Below are 18,071 nucleotides of genomic sequence, written 5' to 3'. Positions count from 1 at the left end.
CTAGTGTCATGCGGCCAGAAGAATGGATACCGTAGCGAGTTAATCTACGTTTGTTCCACAGGTCTGAATATGAATACCTTTTTTTCCAGTGGTTGCTCCAAGTCCCTCGGCAAGCTGTCCTTTATTCTGTTCGGTCATTGGGAGCAGATCAGGCATATTGACTTCCAGCTTTTTATGTATCTTTACAAAACTGAAAATATAGCGGTCAATATAGGTGCGAGAGTTTTTGCTATATGTCAAAAGTTTCCCAAAAGTGTCCTATGGTATATTATTCTGTCAGAAGAACAGGGGGCATATCTCAAAGCAATACGCTGTTTGTCAGCCTGTTTTGAAAGTAGGGTCAGCGTTTCCATACTCTCATCAAGTCGAGGGGACGCTAGGTTCAACATCCTTGCCTAGGCAGTAATTGTATAGTGGAAATAGGTGTTGAATTTCTGATAATCTGTGCAGCTGGGACAGAATAGGTTTGTAGTGTTTTGAGCAGAACACAATACAGTCTACTTTATCTGGTTTCAGTTCATAATGAATTACTTTGTTCGGAAAAAACGGGTTGCAGGTCATCACATACCCATCGCTGAATCTGTTTAAAAGCCAGTACGTGTAGTATTGGACGGTAGCGGTTGAGGCTGTAAAAAATCTTGTGTCTATGAAAAATAGGATTTCCTGATAGGAATTAGATATGTAAGCTTTATTTGTAGTTTTTTTGTTTTTGTTGTCGTCGATTTCCTGTCGATTTATCCTTTGTATTTATAGTATAACCATATCTGGAAAGTTTATACATTTTATTTCGTTTTTTTGCATGGTTTTTAAGGCCCTGTATATATTGCTTTTTCGTGGGCTCTGCCCAGATCCTGCCCTTTGGGTACACCCGGCCTCCGGAATAAAAGAAGCAATTTCAGGCAATACTACAGGTACCGATGGAATAAGAAAGGTGGGATGGCAAGGCATTTGAGCTGATGCCACCCCGTTTTTTTACAGATAATCTTCCAGACGCTCCCCGTAAAGAAGAATCAACTGGTTGAGAACCTGATCCCAGTTCCGGTATCTCTGCGTCCATTTCTTTGTTATGTTTTGACTTGCCAGATACAGCATTTTTTCCAGGGATGTGTCACTTGGAAACACACTTTTTGTTTTTGTGACTTTCCGGTACTGACGGTTCAGCCCTTCTATGATATTTGTAGTGTACATGATCCTGCGTATATCATCCGAAAACTGGAAGAATGAACTGACGTCTTCCCAGTTGTTCTCCCAGCTGCTGATGGCATAGGGATATTTCTTTCCCCATGTTTCCTTTACGCTTTCCAGTTCTGACAGGGCTGCGGCTTCGTTTGGGGCATTATAAACCGCCTTAAAGTCGGAAGAGAACTTTTTTAAATCTTTATAATTCACATATTTAAAAGAATTGCGCAGCATATGGATCACACATCTTTGTATTTCTGCCTTTGGGAATACTGCCTGTATGGCCTCTTTAAAGCCGGCAAGCCCGTCTACACAGAAGAAAAGCACATCTTTTACCCCGCGGTTTTTCAGATCATTGAGCATCCCAAGCCAGAACTTGCTGCTTTCATTCGCCCCAACTGTAATGCTTAAGATTTCTTTGTACCCATCAACGGTAACTCCCATCACTATATAAGCTGCACGGCTTAAAATCCTCCCATCCTCCCGGACTTTGTAATGGATACAGTCCATAAAAACAAAAGGATAAACCGGATTTAAGGGACGGGACTGCCATTCTTTCACCTGCGGGAGGATTTTATCTGTAATCTTGCTGACCATTTCTGCTGACATTTCAACCCCATACAGGTCACTCAGCTGGTCGTGGATATCGCGGGTACTCATTCCGCGTGCATACAGGGAGATCACCTTTTCTTCCAGGCCAGAGATATCCCGCTGGTATTTGGGGATCAGCTTTGGCTCGAACTCCCCATTGCGGTCCCTGGGCACATCAATCTGGAATTCCCCATACTGGCTCTTGAGGTTTTTGGCGGAATATCCATTCCGTTTATTATCTGTCTGTAAATTTCCTTTATGGTTTTTCTCATAACCCAGGGAAGCATCCAGTTCCGCTTCCATGAGTTCCTGCAGGATGTCTTTAAAACTATCCCGGAGCAGGGTATAAACATCAGCAACGCTGTTTAAGTTGTTTTCTGAAATAATCTGTCGAATCTGCTCTTTTGCTGCTGGCATAAAAATACTCCTTTTCGATAAAAATTTTCATATCCTAATTCTTACCAAAAAGGAGCCATTTATTTCCAAAAACACAAACTTATTTACACTACCCTTTTAGCTTTGCTCCAAGGCTGATTTTCGTATGTTGTGATTTATTTAGAAGCTAGATATTATAAGTTTTTTTGATCTGGCTCTATTTTGGGATAAGAGAGGGAGAATAGTTCTTCTCCTAATAAGCAGAATTCTCCCTCTTTATAACTAAATCGGCATACAATCTAACTCATACTTAGAAGAATAATTTTTAACATACATCTGATACCGTGGTATCCCTTTTTCATCTGCGATGTGCATTAGCATTTTTCGATAAAAATCAGGAATTTGGCTACCAAAGTAAATGGCAATAGGTTTTTTCTTAATTGGATAACGGTCTTTTTGCTCTACAGTTACATTAGGAGTAGAGCATGTTATTCTCCATTCATTTTCATAAGACCAGTCATTTGATTTATGTAAAGCGGCTTTTGTAAACAAAAAGCCATCATCATAAAATTCTTCAACAGGAATTCCTATCATGCGGTTTAGCTGTTGCTGCACAATCCACTGCCCATATCTTGTTGCATCGTAACGCTTGTTTGAATATATCACAGGATAAATCGCTCCTAGTTTTATATCAGCACACGAACGATTTGGGCAGTTAGAGCATTGTGTTATTTCATTATTTCTAAAATCATACCCTATAGCAAATCCTTTATGATTATTTGCATAGTGCGCCCACATTAACGGAGATTTAATGCTCTCTGATAAGCATACCATTTTCGTGTGTTCTCGTATTCCATCTTTTGCAAAAGAAAAACATTGTTCCAACCATTGGCTAAAACCAGGTACTGATTGCCAAACAATATCCGTAAGTTGCTCGGTATTCAGTGAAGAGAGCATTTCTGTTGCTAATTTCTGTAAATCAGCGTTAGGAAATTGTATTTGTTTAATTGTTTCTATTACAGAAGGGAGGGAACCAGAGGAAAACATTTTTTCTATTGAATCAAGTATGGTATCTTTATCAAAAAAGAAAAGGCTATCGTGAAGATCATTAAATAAAGCAGCTTTAGAAAGCCAAAGTTCATCTTTTTCAAATGCTTCTATGCTGTATTCTGTACACGCTCTAAATTTATAAAGTTGTTCGGGAACATTATTTCTTATGAATTGTATCAGTGGAAGAAATTGGCGGTCAACTTCTTCTTTAGGAGCTTTGGGACTTATCATAATTTGTTCAATTATTTTTTCAAATTCATCTCGATAACTCATTCTTCTTTCCTTTCTAATCGGGCTACGCTATCAATTAAATCATATATTTTAACTCTGATTTCATTTATTTCACAGACACGTTCGTTTAATATCATAATATAAGTGATAATAGAGAACAGCTGACCGCTTGTGTAGTTGCCCAAATAAACTGTAAGAGCAATAGCAAAAATTAATAACGCTGATTGTAATATATCCGTCCACAAATAAGCTTTTGCATCCAAGTTAGAGTTTAATACTCTCAAATTTAGAATTGTATTAGTAAAGCTTTTAAATCGTTGTTCATTCCTACTTGAAATAATATCTTCTCTTGTTTCATCATGATTCTGAAACTTAATATTGTTACTAGCAATCATTTTGTGGTATTTTTTCTTTATAATAATTATTGTTTTCGTCTTCAATAATGTGTTCATATACTCTGGTATCAATAATTTTATTTATTGCACGAACAGCAATGAGTAGAAGTTGTAAAACTATTAGTATATAAAACCAGAAGTACCTGTGATCCAAAAAATTATCAATACATATTCCAATAACAAAAGGATTCAGTGATAGCAGAACAATCTCCAATATATCCATAGCTAAAACTGTCATAATGCCTAAGGGGGCTTTTTTAAAAATATCTTGAAGCTTTAATACTAAATCTTTCATTAAACTATTCTTTCGTTTTTATTCAGTAGGTGTTTATATGGTTATCTCAGCTTAATCTCATCACTGTCCCCCACCAGCCATTCCATGGTGACCTCCAATGCTTTGGCGATCATACGCAGCTCTGCATCACAAACATGCCGCTGGTTCTTTTCGATTCTGGAGATGATTAATGGAGTCATGTCTTCCATAACCATGAATTGGAGCTTTTTTGCCAGATCTTCCTGGGTGATGGGTGGCTTTTGAAGAGCCCTTCCCAATCGGACTCTTTCTGAGCAAATATTTCCTTTTATTGTAAACATACTCTTACCCATGTGAATTAGCCCCTTTAATATATCTACTTTCGATATTTTTCATCTGTTCTATTGATTTTATACAGAAACCAGGTATAATGTTGGATAAACTAGATATAAAATATCTAGTTTGGATAGTTCTGGAAAATTTTTTGAAGCTGGCAATGGGGAATATGCTTTATCGGATGAAAAGAAGGCTCAGCCCCAAATGGCATCAAGATAAATTTGTGACAATATATAAAATAACCTGGGATTGCCACTATGGAATGTATGGCAGAAAAAAGGCACAAGTATGGCAGGGCTTTGCCGATGACATAGGAAAAGAAATCTGTTATACTGCTATCGTCTACAAGTGGATTCAGGAGAGTCCGCTTGTTTTTTTATTCCAATAAATCAAAGGAGCGTGATGTAATTATGAAATATTGTCCTTATTGCGGTGCCGGCCTGCCGGACGGTACAGTATTATTTTGTCCGGAATGTGGAAAATCTCTTCCAGATGAAAAGAAGAATAGTGAGCAGCCGGATGCAAAAAAACATAAACCGGAAAAGAAGCTGCGTTCAAAGAAACGTGCCAGAAAGCACTCAGAGCCTGTTTTGGATACTTCTTCTGATGAAACACAGGCAGCGGATGATTATGATGGATATTATGATGATATCCTTCCAGTAGACGAAGGCAGACAGAGGGAAGGGATTGACCGGTCAATTGTCAAAAAATAGCGGCGCTGGTAGGCGGGCTTGTAGTTGTTATAGGAATCTGCATTGCCCTTATGTATCTGCTGTGATCTTTTGTTGTAAATATCTTTGCCACATCGTGTAATCTAAATAAAAGAACATGAGGTGATGAAGATGATCTATATATCCAAAGGAATTGTGGGGAAAGGCTCTACAACAGAATTAGTTCAGGTGATAAGGGGCGGCCGGAGTATGTATCTTTCCGGCAGAGAAGCTGATTTATGGCTGAAGGGACGCTTTTCATTTTCCCAGACAGTTGAAGAGGAGCGTACATTGCATCATCTAGTTCGTATGGGTCTGGCAGAAATGGAACCAGAAGAAAGCAATGACGCAAGATATCAAATCCTTACAAGATGTATTTGCTGCCCTGCAAAAGCGGCAAAAAGAAAGATGGGCTTATCGATGGAAGAAAAAACCGTGCTGTCCTGGCTGGTAAACGCCGGGATCAGGTTGTCTACGGCAGAGCTGGTTTACTTGATTGAAAATAAGGTGGAAGCAGGGCCAAAGTTTTTTTATCCGGATAACCGGCAGGCATTGGTAGAAGCGATTTATACGGTTGATACCATAACGGACAACATTCTGGAAAATCAAATGGCAACGGCAGGGTGCCGTGACCGTGTTGTGCAAAGCATTCTTTCCTTATTAAAGAAAAAGAAACTATTGATATTGTGAGGTGGTGGGATTGAAAAATGAATTTAGACGTATTCCGGAAGCCATGCAGCGTCAGGTTGTGCTTCGGCTTGCTGTCGGCGCAGGATTTCTGCTTTTGTTTCTTGTATTGCAGATTTGCCTGGGTGATATCTGCTTTTCGCTTCCATGCCTGCTGTTTGGCGGTGGGATGATTGTAAATGGAGGCCTGCTGTTTTATAATGGCATCAAGGGCAATTTCATCCGTATCCAGGGCATATGCAGGCAGATTGAAACGACAGGAATACGAAAACGGATAAAGAACCTTTATATTGATATGGAGCCATACACATTAAAAATGCCTGTTCGCCACAGAATAAGGAATTTAATCAGAGGCGATACTGTAATTATATATTTATCAGAAAAAACACCAGTGTATGAACAGGATAAAGGATATCTGATTTGCAGTTATTATGCGCTGGAGATTAAGAAAGAGGTGTAGTTTATGGAAATATCGGAACGGGAGAAAATATATTCTCTGGTGGATGAAATCAGGACATTGATAGAAGAAAATGAAAAAGAAGACGGGACATTCCGTTTTGATCCGATACGTGCCATGATTGCTTTGGATTTTGCGAAAACTGAGATAGCCAAAACAATTGATGCACCGGATTTGAAATAATAATTTTGAATGAGTTTTCAGGCGGATTGACTATTGAAACAGGTTATGCTATAATGCATATATCAGTTTCAAGGTTTTCCAGAGGAATCCAAAGTTAGCAGAGTTTTCACAGTGTCAATTAACACATGAGTGTTGGTTGGCACTTTTTTTGTTTTCTTAGGTTTCTGCCCCAAAAGCGGGTTGAAATAAATAAATGATATGGCAGGCGATCCCTGCAGGAAAGGAGAATTACTATGTTAGACGTAATTGCAACCAGTGCCGTTGTATCCAGAGGCTATGAAGGTGCAGCAGCGCTCAAATTTTCAGAGAAAGGAGATGCCGTAAGGTTCCGTATTGGAAAGAAGGTTTATGATTCCCGTGCTGAAAACAATACCCGTTGGATTAACCTCTCGGTTAAGGCATTCGGGGATGTATGCAAGAGGATTGCCAAAATGCAGCTGAAAGAAGGCTCGTTTATCAATTTCCGCGGCAGGCTGGACGAAGATAATTGGACAGACCAGCAGACAGGCGAATCCAAAAGTGCAATGGTCGTTATCCTGGACGACATCGAGTATGCCGGAGGCAAACCTAAAGAGAACCAGGATGCGAACCAGCAGCCAAATGGCACAGCTCCCAATACCGGGAAAGCGGCAGCGGCACAGCCTGCAGCGCAGTCTGCAGGAGGACAGATGCCGGACGGCTTTACAGGCTATGAAGCGTTTGGCGGCGGCTCGTTCTTTGACGAGAACTGAAAGGAGCAAAATTGAATCAGGCGTATTGAGGCGCACATGGGTTACATTCTGTAATTTCATGTGCGTTTTTTGCGTCCTGCATTCCAGAAAGGAACCAAAAACCATGGATAACAGAGAAAAACAGGCCCGGTTTGTCCATGAGGCGCTTGTTGTTATGGGGGTATTGGCGCTGCTGTGCTTTGTCTGCAGGCTATGGCCAATCCTCCTCCTTGTGATATTGGGCGTCCTGATTGCGGCAGTCCGGATGGTATTTCTGGCAGCAAAAAAGGTGGAAACCGTAGAACCCATGCCAGCTCCACAGCCACAGCCGATACCGGTACCGACGGAAACAGATGTCAAAGCGCTTGCCTATTCTGTCATACTCAGACGGATTACTGAGCTGGTTGCTGCTGAGTATCCGGAGGCGAGATGGGTATGGGAAGCGCCTAATGCGAAAGCATTGTTTGAAACGGGCGCCGATTTGTTTGTGCTGCTGAACCGTGCGGGCGGGTACCGACGGGCAAAGGTCATTATCCACAATCTTCAGGTTCTGGGCATCGAATATGAAACGGCTGCAGAGCCAGCTAATCCAGAGCCGGAACCGGAAGGGCCAGAGCAGTCCGGAGAAAATGAAAAGGAGAGCTTCCAGCTTATCGCCTTTGAATGGGCGGAGGCGCACATATTTGAGCTGAATACACGGTGTAACGAGGCGATTGGGCAGAACCTGTCGGAACTGCTGATTTATGCGGATGAGCTTCCTGCGAAAGAGAGCTGGGAGGATGTCTGTGGCGAGCTTGTCAGGGCTGGCCTGGAAGATGCCTGCTGTGTGCCGGAAGGAATCAAAATCAATCTTACGCAATGAAATGCAGAAAGGAAATGAATTATGAGTGTATCCATTAACAATATTTTTAATTACAGCCGTCCGCTCCCGGAGCCTTTTGATACCATTACCAACAAAAAAGTCAAGGTTTCTTCTAAATATGGGGATGGAAGCACAGCTTCAACGCTTTGCGCTACGGTCATAAAAGCAGTGCATGCAGTCTGCCGCTGTATGAATGGCAGCGGGGAAGGCGCGGTCGGCGTGATTGACCACCGGACTGTGGCAGAGTACAAATCCTCCATGGGGCCGGATGCCTACCATCTGGTCGTTTATGACAGCAATTCGGGTTCGGTGACGGCAAGCGTTTACGATAAGAACACGGAGGTGTTTGAGAGTTATACGATGAACGCTTCCGGCCGTGACGGGGCTGCCGTCATGATGGCGCTGATGCCGATCCTGCAGGGGGATGATGAGTTCCAGGAAAATCTGGAGCAGTATTACGACCAGTTTAACAGCGGGTATCCCGATATGGCGAAGGCCACGGAATGCATGGCCATGCTGTGCGACAATGCTTACCGCCGGATCAAGGATCCTGCGTGTTCCGCCCATATCAAGGTGGGCGTGGACAAGTCGGGTAACCTGATGCGCGTTTCACAGGCGCAGCTGGATTCCGGGGCGTTTGCGCCGACCAACGTATCGGCAGGCGAATTTACCATATTTGCCAAGACCGGGCCGGCAACAATCAAGAAGGCGGTTTCCCTTGTGGAGCATGAGGATTTCGTCGGTAAGTATGGGCTTCATAAAAGGGCATTAAACGCAGTGGAGGAGAGCCTTGTCCCGAAACTCCCGGAATGGTATATCATTCCGCAGGAGGTTGTGGACATCTGCCGGCATGCGCAGGCGACAACGGGCAGATCCATGCAGATGCGTAATTTCCTGTTACGCGGGCCGGCAGGCACCGGTAAGACAATGGGAGCCAAAGCGATTGCTTCCGGGCTTCATCTGCCTTACATGAAATACACCTGCTCTGCCGGTACGGAAATATTCGATTTTGTCGGTATGATTTTCCCGGATTCCGATTCAGTGTCAACTGGCGATGCACAGCTCGATAAGGAGAAGGAAACCTTAAAAAGCATGGGCGGCGTGAATTACGCCAATGTGTCCAAGCTGATGGGACTTCCGGATTTGGATGATATGGACTATGACCCGTCAGGCGTTTACCAGGCTTTGACCGGAACGGAGAACCCTGCGGCAACCTCACAGGATTGTATGCGGATTGTTCTGGACAAGGTGACGGAAAAGGTGCGTGCGCTTTCAAAGCGGGATGAGGCATCCAAAAGCAGTGGGCAGACCTACAGTTATGTGGAAACGGATTTTATCAAGGCTCTGAAAAACGGATATGTGATTGAGATTCAGGAGCCATCCACGATTGTGCAGCCTGGTGTGCTGGTGGGCCTAAACTCCCTCTTGGAGCAGTCCGGCACGATTACCCTGCCCACGGGCGAGATGATTGAACGCCATCCGGACGCAGTGGTTGTAGTGACAACAAATACCAGCTATGAAGGATGCCGTGGCATGAACCAGTCCGTTCTGGACAGAATGAGCCTGGTGCGTGATGTGGAGCTGCCGGAACCGGAAGTAATGGTTCAGCGTGCCATGTCAGTTACCGGCGCGACGGACGAATATCAGGTATCCCAGATGGTGCAGGTGGTAAATGATATGGCGGAATATTGCCGTAAGAACAGTATTACAGACGGCTCTTATGGAATGCGGAGCCTGATTGACTGGATTATCAGTTCTGAAATTACTGGGGATGTCTATCACTCGGCGCTTTACACGATTATCAGCAAAGCGACTGCCGATGAAATGGACCGGGAGGCATTGATCAGCATCGTACTGGAACCGATATTTGCGCCGCCCAGAAAGAAAGCGGCAGTATAAAACAAATAGGAAGGAGGATTACCCTATATGGCAAGGGTGAATCACAAACTTGTGAAGCAGCGCCTCAATGAGAAGCGCAGCAAAATTACTGACCGCCAGTTCTTCTCGTCCCGTATTCTTGCGGGACACTTTGAAGATTTGGCGGCAGCGCAGACACGGCGGTATCATTATAACCGCCGTGTGCGCGTTAACCTGTATTGGAAGCCGAAGGACCCGTTCCTGGCGGCGACGGACAATATGTACATCCGTATCAATTCAGGGAACCCAATGGTCACGAAGGTAAGGGGCCGGGAGAGCCGCTACCAGATTGTGTGCGGCACGTTTGCGCATGAGCTGGGGCATGTCCTATATACGGATTTCCTTGCCGCACAGACCCATACCAATTATCTGGAAAGATACAAATGGTATCCCTATCCGCCGGATCTGAAGACATCCGCAGACGCAGGGAAAGAAAGGGCGTTCTGGGATTATGTCAAAACAGACACTAAGAGCCTGGAGGCAGTGCAGTTTATCGCACACCAAATCTCAAATGTCATCGAAGACGGGTACATTGAAAACCGTGTCCTGACGAACTTTCCAGGGACGATTGGATATGGCCTGGAAGAACTGCGGAAACAGCATTTTGCATCGATTCCAACGGTAACACAGTTAATTGAGCAGGAGGATGACGGCAGCAGGCATATTTTTGAAAGCATTCTGCAGGTTTTGCTGTCCTATGCAAAATTCGGTGAGATCAAGTATGGCGACGAGCCTCTCAGTGATGAGCGGATCCAGACAGTATTCAAGCTGATTCCTGACATTGACAGCGCACTGATGAGCAAATCCGGAAAAGAAAGATTACATGTTGTCAATCTGATCCTGGTACGCTGCTGGGAATACATAGAAGAATTCTGTGAAATCTGCAAGAAGCGTCAGGAGGATGCCGCAGCGGCAGGCTCTCCTGCAGGCATTGGTGAAACAATGGCTGAAGTGTTGAAGTCAATTGCAGGTGGATCTGAGATGGGCGAAGGAAGCAGTACGCCGGTACCGGAGGCTTCCGGAAGTTCTGAAACTTCGGCAACGGCAGGCGCGCGGGCAAAAACGCAGGAAGATGCAGAGGAAAGCAATGAAGAAGAATCAAAAGAGGAGGATGGAAATTCTCCCCAGACTGAAACGGAAAATGAAGAAAATCCATCTGAGTCTGGAGAGGCTAAACCTGAAACTCCAGAGGAATCCGAAGGCAGCGTTGGTGGCTCCGGGCCAAATTCCGGGAAACAGGAAACAACGGAAAGCGAAGGCGGAAGAATCCCCTATCAGCAGACAGAGTCCCTTTCCGAGCCGCTCGGAGGGACAACGGAAAAGAATGAGTCTTACGAACGGGAGCATTATGACCGTGCTGCCGCCGATATTGAGCGTATGCTGGATAAAATGGCAGAAAGGGCGGCCTGCGAGCAGCTGGAGAATGAACGCATCCAGGAACTGAATGATGTTGCGCAGAATATTTCTTATGGAAATATCCATGCCGGCGTCAGCATCCGGATCAACCGCATTTCCAGTGTGGATGAGGAATTGACGGAGCAGTACGATATGATATCGGCACCGTTAATCAATATCTCGCGCCAGCTGCAGAAAAGCCTGGTCAAACAGCTCAGGGAAAACCGCCGTGGAGGAAAGCAGACCGGTCTGATTATGGGAAGGCGTTTGGATGCGCATGCCCTGTGCCGGAATGACGGCAAGGTGTTTTATAAGAACAGCCTGCCAAATGAAATTCCGGAGCTGGCAGTGGGATTGCTGCTGGATGAATCGGGTTCCATGTGTTCCTGTGACCGCAGCACCTATGCAAGAGCGTCAGCGATCATCCTATACGACTTCTGCCAGAGCCTTGATATCCCGGTAATGGTTTACGGACATTCCACCGGATATGACACAGTGGAGCTGTATTCTTATGCAGAGTTTGAGAGCTTTGACCATGACGATAAGTACCGGCTCATGGACATCAGCGCCCGCGGAAGCAACCGTGACGGCGCAGCCCTGCGGTTTGTGGCGGAACAGCTTTCCAAACGGCCGGAAGCAGTGAAGATACTGATGCTGGTTTCGGACGGACAGCCGGCAGATTCAGGATACGGCGGCTCTGCAGCAGAAGAAGATCTCCGCGGCATTAAGCAGGAATACCAGCGGAAAGGCATCCTGTTTGTTGCGGCTGCTATCGGCAGCGATAAGGAAAATATCGAACGGATTTACGGGGATTCCTTTTTGGACATTACCGATTTGAACCAACTGCCCACAAAGCTGACCAATGTGGTCAAGCGGCATATACGGGTATAAAACAAGGGAGGCAAAGAGCCGTAACCGGCCCTGTCCTTCTTGAAAATAAAAGGTGCAGCTACTATAAAAACAACAAAGAAAGGGAATGAAAAAATGAAAGCAATCAGTATTGGAAAAAGATATGAAATTTATGACGACTCGCTCAAAGCTTATGACAGGCTGCCGGCAAAAACCTATACCGTCCGTTTTGAAAAGATGTCCGGCTTTTTTCTGGAGACGCGCACAGACCTTGCAGTAAAGGAAAAGGTCTACGGCATCCATCCGGAGAAAGCAGACAAGGTGTTCCAGGCATTTACGAAATTTGAACGGAACCTGGGCGTTATTTTGAGCGGAGACAAGGGGATTGGGAAATCCCTTTTTGCCCGGATACTGGCGTCAAAGGCTGTGGAAGATGGATATCCTGTCATCATTATTGACCAGTTTATTCCTGGTATTGCCTCATACATTGAGTCTATTGAGCAGGAGGCTGTTTTTCTGTTTGATGAGTTTGACAAAACCTTTGGCAGCGCCAGCTCCGGAGACAATGGAGGAGATCCGCAGTCCAGGCTCTTGAGCCTGTTTGATGGGACATCTCAGGGGAAAAAACTTTTTATCATTACCTGTAACAGCCTGCGTAAGCTGAATGACTATCTGGTAAACCGCCCTGGGCGGTTCCATTACCATTTCCGTTTTGAATATCCCTCCTCGGAGGAAATCATGGAATACCTTACAGATAAGCTTGGGACACAGTATGTCAGTGAAATCCAGAAGGTAATCCTGTTTTCCAAGAAAGTGGCGCTGAACTTTGACTGCCTTAGGGCGATTGCGTTCGAGCTTAGTATGGGAGGCGCATTTGAAACGGTGATCCAGGACCTTAATATCATCAACACCAGGGAAACGGCTTATAATGTTACCCTTCATTTCAATGACGGGACAGTCATGAAATCAAACAACTGCCGTTTGGATATGTTCAATAAAGAGGGCAGGGAGATGGTGTATCTGGATGACGAGAAGGGCAGGAACATGGTTACGGCTGAATTCAAGCCGTCTGCGTGTGTCTATGATCCTACGCGCAGCGCAACGATCCTTCCGGCGGACAGCATCATGCTAAGCTATAACGATTACTATGGGGATGAAGCGCAGGAAGAAGTGCAGAAGCTGATACCGGAGTATTTATCTATAGTCCGTGCCGCAGAAAGAAACATTCACTACCTGACGGCATGACAGAATGCGGGGAGTATCCCTGATTTGAGCCAGCTGCCCACTGGGGCCGTCCTATATGGAAGAACGGTATTATGGGTATAACAACATCAAAATATAAAAATATGACAGACGGGCAGCTGAAAATACAGTTGCCCATCTCTGTCTTCAAGAAAGGAAAATAGAGATGCATTTTAGAACATTGGCAGCTGTACAAGCTCCTATTACTATAGAAGAGGATAAAGCAAAGGATTTAGAAATTGCGGCTGTGCTTGCAGAGCTAAAAGCAAGAAAAGACGCGGAAAAAGACAATATCATGATAGGCGTTTACATGGAGGAGTTAAAGAATCTCTGTTCTTCATTTGCAAGAGCAGTCAATCGTGAAATTGTTGGGATTATGGATTTTTATTCTGCAGATCCGATAAATCCGGAATACCTGTCTTTTGAAGATTACACGGAGGAGCTGCGCAAAGAGTATAATTCAACAGCAGATTGTATCAAGCTTGCGCAAGGAAAGATTGTCGAAGCAAACGGATATTCTTTATGGGGGCGTTTCGTGATCCGGAATGGAAAGGTATTTCAGAGAGAAGCCGGTCCGTTAAAACATGAAAAGTGGACAAAAAGGGCTAAGCGTATGAGGGCATTGCCTGATTATCCCAGAAAAAAGCTGTATGCCAGCTTTGCAGATTATGCGGAAAACGAGCGCGGATTTTCATATGATGAGGAACATGGAGGCTATGGCTTCATTTACAATCCTAATGCTATGTGGGACTGGTATCAAATCGGCGGCAGATGGCCGGAGATGTTTTTAGTCAAAGATTCGTGTACCGATTATTCGGTTGGCGAACGCAGCTGGTGTAATGAGAATTATGAATCCGTTGCGCCCGAAGGATATATCTGGGTATGTGCTGCTAAGAAAAAGGATATTGAGTGGCAGGCAATGCGCGAGTGGCGCGAGAAAAAAGCCAGGGAGCGTTTCTTAAAATTAGAGAAAATATTTGTTACGGGCCAGTATGAGGAAGGCTTCAGAGGAGCCATTACCCCTCAAGGCGTTTTTTATCATGAAGAAATGGAGTATTTCAAGGGTGAGACAGTTGAGGATTATCTGAAACGGAATGACATCCTTGATAATCGGAAGTATCCGGTATATGTCCACGATATCGTAGACGCAGACAATTGGTTTAGCAGAGAGGACTTTGAGTGGATAAATAACAGCGCTGTTCCGGTTGACTGGCCGGAACGCATAGACGAGTACATTGACAATCTGGAAGACGAAGATGTTCTCGTAGGCGTGGACTATCATATTTAAGGGAGGGATCGGAATGATTATAAATCGAATTGGCGCTGAATTTGAGTATGAAGGCGTTACTTATGTGGTTGGCGCATCCATTGTGGGTATGCCTGGAAGTGAATACGAGGGTTTGTATGGAAGCATTACGGAAATCCGTGACGGTGGGGATAAAGATACGGAAAATGAACCGCCGGATATTTATTGCTCCTTTGAACCCCCGATGATTCCTTACGATGTAAAAGAGCTGGAGGAGAGGTTTTCGGAATTGTACCAGAATCCAAAGACCATTGACGATATTGTTTTGGATTTGGTTATCATGGCGCCGGAAATGATATGCCTGTTTGATGACCTGAAAGAATGTCGTCATCATCCAATGGTATTCATCCTGGCAGAAGATTGGGCGGTAGAAGGCGAACACGGCAGTTCTTCTGAAGTGTATACGGATTTCGACGATGCCAAGCGCCTATTGGTCCAGAAATTAGAGGAAGAATTGGAAAACGGATGTATTCCGCGGTGGGCCGGTTATGGGAATTTTGTGGTGCATTCCACTGCAGATTCCTATGAATGCTATATTGACGGGGAATACTGCGAAAACCATTATTCGCTTTCAATCATTACCCAAAAACTTTGCGCGTCCAACCGGTTTGTACGGGAGCTTGCTGAGATTCATAAAGCCTCCTGCCAGCTTGAGGATTTTGTTTCCCAGGTGTCAGACTGGGATGAAATTGCAAAGCTTACAGATGAGAAGTATGGACGGATGGTTCATGACCCACGGTTCCCGGAAAGACTTCAAAATGCACTTGGTAAGAATGACCACTACTGGGAATCTTACTGGGAAACTGTGTCAGAGGTTGCACACGAATTGGTAAATGAGTATTTGGAAAAACCAGACTGCTATAAGCCGGAAACAGATAACCCCTATCCCCTTTGTGTTGGAAACGGCACAAAAAAATGCAGGGAGTGCTGTCTTTGGGTTGATTTACAGCCTGACATAGAGTAGGAGGGTAATTGTATGAGTTATACATCTTGGCATACTTATGGGTACGGCATATGCGTTTCCGATATCAGAGAGCATTCTGTGGAGCGTATCCAGAACTTGCTGGCAATGGCGCCGGTATTGCAGAAGAATATTCAGGAATGGCTGGATGAGTGTGGGGTTTCAGATCCGGATTATGACGACTATATGGAGTTCGATCAGGATTTCAGACTCGGATTGGCCACTATTCTGAAAGAAGTGATTCTGGAGGCGGAAAATGTCCGGCTTGAGGCTTGTGACAGCTTTGAAGGAAAAGATTATCTGCTGTTTGTCCCGGATTACCCATGGAATCTGGCAAATCAAAAACAAATAAAGACGGAAGAGGAGGTTGCCGGGATTTTTAAAAAGTACATCCCGGTTCTGACAGACGAGCCGATTGACATAGATTATCAGTCGGTCGAGAATGGGGGATAAGAAGACGCCATGTATAAAACACAGGATCAGGAAACGGCTCTGCTTAGGGAGGAACTTTCAAAACTCTTAACAACCCTGAAGCATAACCGGGAGAAGGTTCCCCTTGACGTGCTGAAGACAAAGTACAAAAAAGGTTATGACACGTTATGCGTAAGCATTAAGCGTTCTGCATCGGACTATGCCAAGCGGACGGCTCTCTGCGGTATCCGTATTCACGAGGATTATCTTGACGAGGCAGCCGCTGTCATCAATGGGACGATTGAACGCTGTGGGATTTTAAAGCTGCTTTCCAAAGCGGCTTTTTCCCATCAGGACATAGATGAATTTGATTCCCTTGCCGGAACGCTGCAGGAGAAGATTCTTGATGGCCTGGAGCCTTTCTATAGGAAGCATCTTGGGCTGTACATCACGCCGGAATGTCTGGAGAATCCGGATGTGGCGCCGCTCATCTACTGCGTGGTAAATGACTGTGTCCTGCAGGATGGAAAATGGATTCCATTGGAGCTTTATAAAACCGGCTCTGCGCGCCTGCAGGAAAAGTGCGTATAACCGTCAAAATGAAATATGAAATGGAGGTGGCATTATGCCTGAAAAAAGCGAATCAAGGCCGCTTACCAGCATTGTATCCTATCCGGAACGCGGGGAGGGCGGCAATAACCGTTACCGCGGGAATTGTTCACCGAAGCTGGTTGAGGATCTGCTTGGCTTCTTCCGCCCGCAGGAAGTCTGCGACTATATGTGCGGGAGCGGGACAACGAAAGCGGCTGCGGACAGGCTCGGTATCAGCAACCATCTGTACGACCTGCACAGTGGATTTGATATCATGAGCTGTGAAATACCGGAGCGGCCGGAATTTATCTTCTGGCACCCTCCATACTGGGATATCGTGACCTATTCAGATGTTATGTATCATGCGTCGGAGGTCCAGAGCCGGTATGGGTATGATCCAAAGCAGTCTGACCTGTCCCGTATAACGGACTGGGAAAGCTTCGTTGGGGCAATGAACTATGCCATGATGAAGCAGTATGCTTCTATGGAAAAAGGCGGGCGGATGGCAGTCCTGATGGGCGACATCAAGAAGAAAGGCCGGCTTTACAGTATGCTGGCAGAGATTGTGAAGCCAGGGACGATGGAGAACATTATTATCAAGGCGCAGCACAATTGCTTTTCGGACAAAACCAGGTACAGCGGTTCTTTCATACCGATTCTGCATGAATATGTGATGATTGTCCGGAAAGACAATGCACTCATCTGCCCGATCCTGATTTCGGAGAAAAAGCAGGCTGACATCCGTGATATTCCGGGGGCAACCTGGCGGGATGTGGTGGCGGCTGTCCTGGAACAATGTGACGAGGCGGTTCCCCTTACCTATTTATACGGGCAGATTGAGCCATACCAAAAGGTTAAAGGACACAAATGGTGGAAAGAGAAAATCCGCCAGACACTGCAGTACCATCCGGAGCATTTTCAGCATGCAGGCAGAGGGCTCTGGAAGCTGCGTACAAAAACGAATTAAGGAGAAAATGAGTATGGAGGTAAAGCGCGTTTATTATAACGATGACGGCATTCTTATCCCTGGACACCTCATGAAGCGGAGATTCCGGAAACCCGTGTTTTATCCGTTTGAGAAGAAATGTGGGTTTGATTATGAAATCATGCGCGATGAAAAGCTGATTGTTGAATACAGCCTGGAAGCGTATCGAAGATTTTATAAGGATGTATATCCGGAAGGAACTCGGATCCTGTTGATTGAAATGAAGGACGATCCGCATCCAATACCAGCCGGGACGAAAGGGACAGTAGATTCTGTCGATGACGCCCCGACAATCCATTGCAGGTTTGACAATGGAAGATATCTTGGAGTCATTCCTGGGGTAGATGTGTTCCGTAAAATTACAGAGGATATTTGATTATCATAGTTTGGAGATA

General features: G+C 45.1%; 21 protein-coding genes and 1 pseudogene. 16 read left to right on the top strand and 6 right to left on the bottom strand.

The features are described 5' to 3' along the window. Positions 1-39: 39 nt before the first annotated feature. The 6 genes and pseudogenes from C805_RS27650 to C805_RS24060 all read right to left on the bottom strand — a co-directional run bounded on the left by C805_RS27650 (position 40) and on the right by C805_RS24060 (position 4,427). Positions 40-648 (bottom strand): annotated as a pseudogene (locus C805_RS27650) (DUF1848 family protein). 324 nt (positions 649-972) lie between these two features. Continuing rightward, a complete protein-coding gene (locus tag C805_RS24080) occupies positions 973-2,187 on the bottom strand; it encodes an IS256 family transposase (protein WP_016216671.1) in 1,215 nt (404 codons plus the stop codon). 240 nt (positions 2,188-2,427) lie between these two features. Then, complete coding sequence (locus C805_RS24075) at positions 2,428-3,468, bottom strand: DUF2971 domain-containing protein (protein ID WP_016216670.1); 1,041 nt, start codon at positions 3,466-3,468, stop codon at positions 2,428-2,430. Further along, positions 3,465-3,821, bottom strand: a complete 357-nt coding sequence (locus C805_RS24070; protein ID WP_016216669.1) for a hypothetical protein — start codon at positions 3,819-3,821, stop codon at positions 3,465-3,467. The genes C805_RS24075 and C805_RS24070 overlap by 4 nt, the downstream gene beginning before the upstream one ends. Next, on the bottom strand, positions 3,811-4,116 hold the full coding sequence (locus tag C805_RS24065) for an ABC transporter six-transmembrane domain-containing protein (RefSeq protein ID WP_016216668.1): 306 nt from the start codon (positions 4,114-4,116) through the stop codon (positions 3,811-3,813). The genes C805_RS24070 and C805_RS24065 overlap by 11 nt, the downstream gene beginning before the upstream one ends. A 41-nt stretch (positions 4,117-4,157) precedes the next feature. Continuing rightward, the gene (locus C805_RS24060; RefSeq protein WP_016216667.1) at positions 4,158-4,427 is read right to left on the bottom strand and encodes a helix-turn-helix domain-containing protein; all 270 of its coding nucleotides are present in this window, start codon (positions 4,425-4,427) and stop codon (positions 4,158-4,160) included. Positions 4,428-4,558: 131 nt separating this feature from the next. Here C805_RS24060 and C805_RS0107005 point away from each other — a divergent pair, with 131 nt between their 5' ends. The 16 genes from C805_RS0107005 (at position 4,559) to C805_RS0106990 (ending at position 18,052) form a co-directional block, all read left to right on the top strand. Further along, positions 4,559-4,798: a hypothetical protein gene (locus C805_RS0107005; protein WP_155957685.1), complete on the top strand. Its 240-nt coding sequence runs from the start codon at positions 4,559-4,561 to the stop codon at positions 4,796-4,798. 22 nt (positions 4,799-4,820) lie between these two features. After that, complete coding sequence (locus C805_RS24055) at positions 4,821-5,123, top strand: zinc ribbon domain-containing protein (protein WP_155957684.1); 303 nt, start codon at positions 4,821-4,823, stop codon at positions 5,121-5,123. Positions 5,124-5,252: 129 nt separating this feature from the next. After that, complete coding sequence (locus C805_RS24050) at positions 5,253-5,810, top strand: hypothetical protein (protein WP_016216665.1); 558 nt, start codon at positions 5,253-5,255, stop codon at positions 5,808-5,810. A 10-nt stretch (positions 5,811-5,820) separates the two neighbouring features. Beyond that, the gene (locus tag C805_RS24045; protein ID WP_016216664.1) at positions 5,821-6,267 is read left to right on the top strand and encodes a hypothetical protein; all 447 of its coding nucleotides are present in this window, start codon (positions 5,821-5,823) and stop codon (positions 6,265-6,267) included. Positions 6,268-6,270: 3 nt separating this feature from the next. Beyond that, a complete protein-coding gene (locus tag C805_RS26595) occupies positions 6,271-6,447 on the top strand; it encodes a hypothetical protein (protein WP_016216663.1) in 177 nt (58 codons plus the stop codon). A 233-nt stretch (positions 6,448-6,680) separates the two neighbouring features. Then, positions 6,681-7,178, top strand: a complete 498-nt coding sequence (locus C805_RS24040; protein ID WP_016216662.1) for a single-stranded DNA-binding protein — start codon at positions 6,681-6,683, stop codon at positions 7,176-7,178. 103 nt (positions 7,179-7,281) lie between these two features. Further along, positions 7,282-8,019, top strand: coding sequence for a hypothetical protein (locus tag C805_RS24035; RefSeq protein ID WP_016216661.1), 738 nt, complete (start codon positions 7,282-7,284; stop codon positions 8,017-8,019). Positions 8,020-8,040: 21 nt separating this feature from the next. Then, the gene (locus tag C805_RS24030) at positions 8,041-9,918 is read left to right on the top strand and encodes a P-loop NTPase family protein (protein ID WP_016216660.1); all 1,878 of its coding nucleotides are present in this window, start codon (positions 8,041-8,043) and stop codon (positions 9,916-9,918) included. 27 nt (positions 9,919-9,945) lie between these two features. Further along, a complete protein-coding gene (locus C805_RS24025; protein WP_016216659.1) occupies positions 9,946-12,222 on the top strand; it encodes a cobaltochelatase CobT-related protein in 2,277 nt (758 codons plus the stop codon). A gap of 93 nt (positions 12,223-12,315) precedes the next feature. Beyond that, the gene (locus C805_RS24020) at positions 12,316-13,425 is read left to right on the top strand and encodes an AAA family ATPase (protein ID WP_016216658.1); all 1,110 of its coding nucleotides are present in this window, start codon (positions 12,316-12,318) and stop codon (positions 13,423-13,425) included. Between the two features lie 163 nt (positions 13,426-13,588). After that, positions 13,589-14,710 (top strand): hypothetical protein, encoded by a 1,122-nt coding sequence (locus tag C805_RS24015; RefSeq protein WP_016216657.1) that lies wholly within the window; start codon positions 13,589-13,591, stop codon positions 14,708-14,710. Positions 14,711-14,723: 13 nt separating this feature from the next. Continuing rightward, entirely contained in the window at positions 14,724-15,692 is a 969-nt protein-coding gene (locus C805_RS0106995; RefSeq protein WP_016216656.1) for a hypothetical protein, read from the top strand. Between the two features lie 12 nt (positions 15,693-15,704). Continuing rightward, complete coding sequence (locus C805_RS24010) at positions 15,705-16,142, top strand: hypothetical protein (protein WP_016216655.1); 438 nt, start codon at positions 15,705-15,707, stop codon at positions 16,140-16,142. A gap of 9 nt (positions 16,143-16,151) precedes the next feature. Beyond that, positions 16,152-16,691, top strand: a complete 540-nt coding sequence (locus C805_RS24005) for a hypothetical protein (RefSeq protein ID WP_016216654.1) — start codon at positions 16,152-16,154, stop codon at positions 16,689-16,691. 34 nt (positions 16,692-16,725) lie between these two features. After that, positions 16,726-17,658, top strand: a complete 933-nt coding sequence (locus C805_RS24000; RefSeq protein ID WP_016216653.1) for a hypothetical protein — start codon at positions 16,726-16,728, stop codon at positions 17,656-17,658. Positions 17,659-17,671: 13 nt separating this feature from the next. Continuing rightward, positions 17,672-18,052 carry a DUF4314 domain-containing protein gene (locus C805_RS0106990; RefSeq protein WP_016216652.1) on the top strand — a complete coding sequence of 127 codons (381 nt, stop codon included), beginning with the start codon at positions 17,672-17,674 and terminating at the stop codon, positions 18,050-18,052. Positions 18,053-18,071: the final 19 nt, after the last annotated feature.

This window comes from Eubacterium sp. 14-2 (assembly GCF_000403845.2).
Lineage (GTDB): Bacteria > Bacillota > Clostridia > Lachnospirales > Lachnospiraceae > Petralouisia.
Note: the sequence above shows the minus strand (reverse complement) of the source record. Positions and strands in the feature narration are given on the sequence as shown.